Source organism: Phenylobacterium sp. 58.2.17, from assembly GCF_026411515.1.
Taxonomy (GTDB): domain Bacteria; phylum Pseudomonadota; class Alphaproteobacteria; order Caulobacterales; family Caulobacteraceae; genus Phenylobacterium.
Map to the genome: position 1 here is coordinate 1,069 of NZ_JAPMTQ010000080.1, position 6,758 is coordinate 7,826.

A 6,758-nucleotide genomic window follows, 5' to 3' on the forward strand; every position below is an offset into this window, starting at 1 on the left:
GGCGCTAGCTCGCCACGACGATCCGGCGCGTCGGGCTGCGGCCGCCGCGGATCAGCTTGTGGGTGTTTGTGTGGGGCCACCGCCCCCCCCCCCCCCCCCCCCCCCACGCCTAGTCCTTTGGTTCAGTCATCCATGCCCTGAGGTTATGGGTCAGATCCAGCCGCGCTCGCGCAGCTGCCTGGCGTAGGTGCGGCTGACCGGCGCCTCGGAGCCGTCCTTCAGCGTCAGGGTGGCCCGACCGTCGCCGCGGCGGGCCTCAGCGATGGCCTCGCGCGCCACCCACCACGAGCGGTGCACCTGCGCGCCCTCGATCCCCTCCAGTTCCGCGACCGCGTCGGCCAGGCGCATCAGGATCAGGTCCTGGCCCTGGGAGGTGTGCAGCCGCAGATAATGGTCTTCGGACTCCACGGCCCAGATCTCCGCGCCGCGCAGCTTCGGCGGCAGCCGCTCCAGGAACCGGGGCGGGGCCGGGGCTTGCGGAGCCTGCGCTGGCGCGCGCCCGCGCGCGGCCAGGACGTTCACCGCGGTCATCACCAGCGTGACCAGGGCGACGCTGACGAACAGAGAGATCAGCGCGCGCAGCGGCGTAGGCGCGTGCAGCAGGTGACGGTTCACCAAGAACACCAGCAGCGTGATCGGCCCGGCGATCACCAGCGCATAGAGCAGGGTGCGCAGCCAGACGCCGCCGTCCGCGTCGGAGCGCGGAAATACGAACCGCGACGCCAGTCCGCCCCAGACGGTGCCGGCGGCCAGCGTCCCGCCCCAGTAGGCCAGGCGCTCGAGCAGCGAGAGCCGGCCCATTCCGAACGCGCCCGAGACGGCCAGGAACACCGCCGCGACGGCCGCGATCACGAAGCCGCGCCGCCATCCGGCGACCCCGCCCGTAGGGCCGTACTCCAACCATTTCGCCATCGCCGAGCGCATGCGCAGGAGAAAACACGATTGCGCCGCATGAGGAAGCGCAGCGCTCGCGCGTCCTACTGGTCGAGCGATTGTTGTGATTGGTCTTTCTTCGATGACGCTGGCGTCAAGATTGTATACAGTAGGCGAAAATACGCGGTTTTGTTGGGGGCTCGCGGTTGCCACATTGAGCGCCGGCGCCTATAACCCCGGCCGTCCGTCGAACCCGGCGGGCTTCCCGATCACGCGTTACGCGGCCTCATGAACATCCACGAGCATCAAGCCAAGTCCGTCCTCTCCGAGTTCGGCGTGGCGGTCCCGCGCGGCTATGCCGCCTTCTCTCCCGACGAAGCGGTCAAGGCCGCCAAGAACCTCGGTGGTTCGGTGTTCGTCGTGAAGTCCCAAATCCACGCCGGCGGCCGCGGCAAGGGCCGCTTCGAAGGCCTCGGTCCCGACTCCAAGGGCGGCGTCCGCGTCGTCAAGTCGGTCGACGAGGTCAAGGCCAACGCCGAGGAGATGCTCGGCCGCGTGCTGGTGACCCACCAGACCGGGCCCAAGGGCAAGCAGGTGAACCGCCTCTACATCGAGGAAGGCGCCGACATCGCCAAGGAATTCTACCTGTCGCTGCTGGTCGACCGCGAAACGAGCTGCGTCTCGGTCGTGGCCTCCACCGAGGGCGGCATGGACATCGAGGAGGTCGCTCACTCGACCCCCGAGAAGATCGTCACCTTCTCCATCGACCCGGCCAGCGGCGTGTTCCCGCACCATGGCCGCCGCCTCGCCAAGGCCCTCGGCCTGACCGGCGGCCTGGCCAAGGAAGCCGCGACCCTGCTCGGGCAGCTCTACACGGCGTTCCTCGCCAAGGACATGAGCATGCTGGAGATCAACCCGCTGATCGTCACCGGCGACGATCACCTGCGGGTGCTGGACGCCAAGGTCAGCTTCGACTCCAACGCCCTGTTCCGTCATCCGGACATCGTCGCCCTGCGCGACGAGAGCGAAGAGGACCCGAAGGAAATCGAGGCCTCGAAGTTCGACCTCAGCTACATCGCCCTCGACGGCGAGATCGGCTGCATGGTCAACGGCGCCGGCCTGGCCATGGCCACCATGGACATCATCAAGCTGTACGGCGCCGAGCCGGCCAACTTCCTGGACGTCGGCGGCGGCGCCGATGAGCCGAAGGTCACCGCGGCCTTCAAGATCATCATGGCCGACCCGAACGTGAAGGGCATCCTGGTCAACATCTTCGGCGGCATCGCCCGCTGCGACATCCTCGCCAACGGCGTGGTCAACGCGGTGAAGCAGGTCGGCCTGAACGTGCCGCTCGTGGTTCGCCTCGAAGGCACCAACGCCGAGCTCGGCAAGAAGATCATCAACGAGAGCGGCCTGAACGTCATCGCCGCCAACGACCTCTCGGACGGCGCCGAGAAGATTGTCAAAGCCGTGCGGGAGGCCAACTGATGTCGATCCTCATCGGTAAAGACACCCGCGTCATCTGCCAGGGCATCACCGGCGCCCAGGGCACCTTCCACACCGAACAGGCCATCGCCTACGGCACCAAGATGGTCGGCGGCGTGACCCCGGGCAAAGGCGGCCAGACCCATGTCGGCCTGCCGGTGTTCGACACCGTCCAGGAAGCGGTCGTCCAGACCGGCGCCGACGCCAGCGTGATCTATGTTCCGCCGCCCTTCGCGGCCGACTCGATCCTGGAAGCCATCGACGCCCAGATCCCGCTGATCATCTGCATCACCGAGGGGATCCCGGTGACCGACATGATCAAGGTCAAGAAGGCCCTGGCCGGCTCGAAGTCGCGCCTGATCGGCCCGAACTGCCCCGGCGTCCTGACGCCCGGCGAGTGCAAGATCGGCATCATGCCGGGCAACATCTTCAAGAAGGGCTCGGTCGGCGTGGTCTCGCGCTCCGGCACCCTGACTTACGAAGCGGTGTTCCAGACCTCGCAGGTCGGCCTCGGCCAGACCACCGCGGTCGGCATCGGCGGCGACCCGGTCAAGGGCACCGAGTTCATCGACGTGCTCGACATGTTCCTGAAGGACCCGGAAACCGAGTCCATCATCATGATCGGCGAAATCGGCGGTTCGGCCGAAGAAGACGCGGCCGAGTTCATCAAGAATTCAGCCATCAAGAAGCCTATGGTCGGCTTCATCGCTGGCCGTACGGCGCCTCCGGGCCGCCGCATGGGCCACGCCGGCGCCATCATCTCCGGCGGCAAGGGCGGTGCGGAAGACAAGATCGCTGCGATGGAGGCCGCGGGCATTCGCGTCTCGCCGTCGCCGGCGAAGCTGGGCGAGACTCTCCTTGAGGTGCTGAAAGGCGCCTGACGGCATGCCGGGCGCCTGGAAGGCGTCCGGCGACAACCTAAGTAGTATGGGCGGTCCGCGCTCGGCTCCTTCTTCCTGAAGTCCGCGCGACGGGCCCCAGGAAAACGGACGAAATGGCGGACGACGGCAGTCTGATCAACGAGGTGCTCGCGGAGACCTCTTTCCTCTATGGCGGCAATGCCGCGTTCGTGGAGGACCTCTACGCGAAATGGGCGGCGAACCCCGCCTCGGTCGACGCCTCCTGGCAGGCCTTCTTCGGATCGCTGAACGATCGCGCCGAAGAGGTGAAGGCCGCCGCGGGCAAGCGCTCGTGGACCAAGCCGGGCGCCCCGGCCCCCCGTCCCGACTGGCTCTCGGCCATCGACGGCCTCTGGCCGGCGGTCGAGGCCAAGGTCGGCGCCAAGGTCGGCGAACGCGCCGCGCCGAGCGCCTCGCCTGAATCGGTCCGCGCCGCGACCCTCGATTCCCTCCGCGCGATCATGATGATCCGCGCCTACCGGATGCGCGGCCACCTGCGCGCCAATCTCGACCCGCTGGGCATCACGGTGCCGGACGGCGACGCCTCCGAGCTCGATCCGGCCACCTACGGCTTCACCGAGGCCGACTTCGATCGTCCGATCTTCCTCGACTACGTGCTGGGCCTGGAGACGGGCACCGTCCGCGAGATCCTGGCGATCCTCAAGCGCACCTACTGCGGCGACATCGGCGTGCAGTACATGCACATCTCCGATCCGGCCCAGAAGGCCTGGCTGCAGGAGCGCATCGAGGGCCGCGACAAGGAGATCCACTTCACCAAGGAAGGCAAGATCGCCATCCTCAAGAAGCTGATCGAGGCAGAGGGCTTCGAGCGCTTCCTGCACAAGCGTTATCCCGGCACCAAGCGCTTCGGCCTGGACGGCGGCGAGGCCATGGTCCCGGCCATGGAGCAGATCATCAAGCGCGGCGGCGCGCTCGGGGTCCGCGACATCGTGCTCGGCATGCCGCACCGCGGCCGCCTGAACGTGCTGGCCGCCGTCATGGCCAAGCCGTACCACGTCATTTTCCACGAGTTCCAGGGCGGCTCGTCGGTGCCCTCGGACATCGAGGGCTCGGGCGACGTGAAGTACCACATGGGCGCCTCGTCGGACCGCGCGTTCGACGGCAACAACGTCCACCTGTCGCTGACCGCCAACCCCTCGCACCTGGAGATCGTCAACCCGGTCGTCCTGGGCAAGGCGCGCGCCAAGCAGGCCTTCACCCTGCGCGATGCGCCGGACTCCGGCCGCGGCCACGTGCTGCCGCTGCTGCTGCACGGCGACGCGGCCTTCGCCGGCCAGGGCGTGGTCGCCGAGTGCTTCGCGATCTCGGGCACCAAGGGTTACCGCACCGGCGGCACCATCCACTTCATCGTCAACAACCAGATCGGGTTCACGACGGCGCCGCAGTACAGCCGCTCCTCGCCCTATCCGTCGGACGTGGCGCTGATGGTCGAGGCGCCGATCTTCCACGTGAACGGCGACGACCCCGAAGCCGTGACCTTCGTGGCCAAGGTGGCCACCGAGTTCCGCCAGCAGTTCGGCAAGGACGTCGTCATCGACATGTTCTGCTACCGGCGGTTCGGTCACAACGAGGGCGACGACCCGACGATGACCTCGCCCTTGATGTACGCCAAGATCAAGGACCACCCGCCGACCCGCGAGCTCTACGCCCGCAAGCTGGTCGCCGAGGGCGTGGCCACCGAGGCCGAGGTCGCCGGCTGGATCGCCGAGTTCGATGACTTCCTCGACAAGGAGTTCGAGGCCGGCAAGACCTACAAGGCCAACAAGGCCGACTGGCTGGACGGCAAGTGGGCGGGCCTGGCCCTGCCCGAGGGCGACGATCGCCGCGGCGACACCAGCGTGCCGATGGCCAAGCTGGTCGACCTCGGCCAGAAGATCACCGCCATCCCCGAGCGCCTGGACGTCCACAAGACCGTCCGCCGCGCGGTCGAGAACCGCCGCGGCGCGATCGAGGCCGGCGAAGGGCTCGACTGGGCGACCGCCGAGCACCTGGCCTTCGCCAGCCTGCTCGACGAGGGCTTCCCGGTTCGCCTGGCCGGCCAGGACAGCGCCCGCGGCACCTTCGTGCAGCGCCACACTGACCTGATCGACCAGACGACCGAGGAGCACTACACTCCGCTCTCGCACCTGCGTCCGGGCCAGGCCCACTTCGAGGTCATCGACTCGGCGCTGTCGGAAGAGGCGGTGCTGGGCTTCGAGTACGGCTTCTCGCTGGCCGATCCCAAGACCCTGACCCTGTGGGAAGCCCAGTTCGGCGACTTCGCCAACGGCGCCCAGGTGGTCATCGACCAGTTCATCTCGTCGGGCGAACGCAAGTGGCTGCGGATGAGCGGCCTGGTCATGCTGCTGCCGCACGGCTACGAGGGCCAGGGCCCCGAGCACTCCTCGGCCCGCCTGGAGCGCTACCTCCAGCTCTGCGCCGAAGACAACATGCAGGTGGTCAACTGCTCGACCCCGGCCAACTACTTCCACGTCCTGCGCCGCCAGCAGCGCCGCGAATTCCGCAAGCCGCTGATCGTGATGACGCCGAAGTCGCTGCTGCGGCACAAGAAGGCCACCTCGACCATGGCCGACCTGGCCGAGGGTTCGTCCTTCCACCGGGTGCTGAACGACGACGCCGAGCGCGGCGTCAACACCACGGTCAAGCTGGTCGAACCGGAGAAGATCCGCCGCGTCGTGCTGTGCTCGGGCAAGGTCTATTACGACCTGCTGGACGCGCGTGAGGAGAAGGGCGTCGACGACGTCTACATCATGCGCCTCGAGCAGTTCTATCCGTGGCCGGTGAAGTCGCTGTCGACGGAACTGTCGCGCTTCCCGAACGCCGAGCTGGTCTGGTGCCAGGAAGAGCCGAAGAACATGGGCGGCTGGACCTTCGTCGACCCGTGGCTGGAGCTCACCCTCGAGCGCCTCAAGGTCAAGGCTAAGCGCGCCCGCTATGTCGGCCGCCCGGCCTCGGCCTCGACCGCCGCGGGCCTGATGAGCCGGCACATGCGCGAACTGCAGAACTTCCTCGCGGACGCCTTCGCCTAACGGCGTCCCGAAACATCAAAAAGAACAGAACGAAGAGAGAGACAGGTACTTCCAATGGCCGACATCATGACCCCCGCCCTGGGCGAGTCCGTCACCGAGGCGACGGTCGCGCGCTGGACGAAGAAGGCGGGCGACGCCGTTCGGAAGGACGAGATCCTGGTCGAACTCGAAACCGATAAGGTGAGCCTCGAGGTCGCCGCCCCCGCGGACGGCGTGCTCGAGTTCATCGCGGCCGAAGAAGGCGCGACCGTCGAGCCGGGCGCCGTGCTCGGCCGCCTGGCCGAAGGCGCCGTGGCGTCGGCTCCGGCCGCCGCCCCGGCTCCGAAGGCCGAGGCTCCCAAGGCCAGTCTCTTATAAACAAAAACGAGCCCACGAGACTAGCCTCATGATCTGGTTTTGCGTCTTGTGCTTGTAAAAATGGGGGGGGGGGGGGGGGGGGGGGGGGGGGGGG

General features: G+C 67.7%; 4 protein-coding genes and 1 pseudogene. 4 read left to right on the top strand and 1 reads right to left on the bottom strand.

The features are described 5' to 3' along the window. Positions 1-150: 150 nt before the first annotated feature. Entirely contained in the window at positions 151-912 is a 762-nt protein-coding gene (locus OUA97_RS22720) for a LytTR family DNA-binding domain-containing protein (protein WP_267234366.1), read from the bottom strand. A gap of 249 nt (positions 913-1,161) precedes the next feature. On the opposite strand from OUA97_RS22720, the gene sucC reads away from it, so the two are divergent. The 4 genes and pseudogenes from sucC to OUA97_RS22740 form a co-directional block, all read left to right on the top strand. Beyond that, on the top strand, positions 1,162-2,361 hold the full coding sequence (sucC, locus tag OUA97_RS22725; protein WP_267234367.1) for an ADP-forming succinate--CoA ligase subunit beta: 1,200 nt from the start codon (positions 1,162-1,164) through the stop codon (positions 2,359-2,361). Next, positions 2,361-3,239: a succinate--CoA ligase subunit alpha gene (gene sucD / locus OUA97_RS22730; protein ID WP_267234368.1), complete on the top strand. Its 879-nt coding sequence runs from the start codon at positions 2,361-2,363 to the stop codon at positions 3,237-3,239. Before sucC ends, sucD begins: the two co-directional genes overlap by 1 nt. A 113-nt stretch (positions 3,240-3,352) precedes the next feature. Beyond that, positions 3,353-6,307, top strand: coding sequence for a 2-oxoglutarate dehydrogenase E1 component (locus OUA97_RS22735; RefSeq protein WP_267234369.1), 2,955 nt, complete (start codon positions 3,353-3,355; stop codon positions 6,305-6,307). 54 nt (positions 6,308-6,361) lie between these two features. Further along, positions 6,362-6,649, top strand: a pseudogene (locus OUA97_RS22740) (biotin/lipoyl-containing protein); the annotation flags it as partial. Between the last annotated feature and the right edge of the window lie 109 nt (positions 6,650-6,758).

Coding starts and splice junctions, on each gene's coding strand:
- OUA97_RS22720 (WP_267234366.1), bottom strand. CDS start 912: ATGGCGAAATGGTTGGAGTACGGCCCTACGGGCGGGGTCGCCGGATGG.
- sucC (WP_267234367.1), top strand. CDS start 1,162: ATGAACATCCACGAGCATCAAGCCAAGTCCGTCCTCTCCGAGTTCGGC.
- sucD (WP_267234368.1), top strand. CDS start 2,361: ATGTCGATCCTCATCGGTAAAGACACCCGCGTCATCTGCCAGGGCATC.
- OUA97_RS22735 (WP_267234369.1), top strand. CDS start 3,353: ATGGCGGACGACGGCAGTCTGATCAACGAGGTGCTCGCGGAGACCTCT.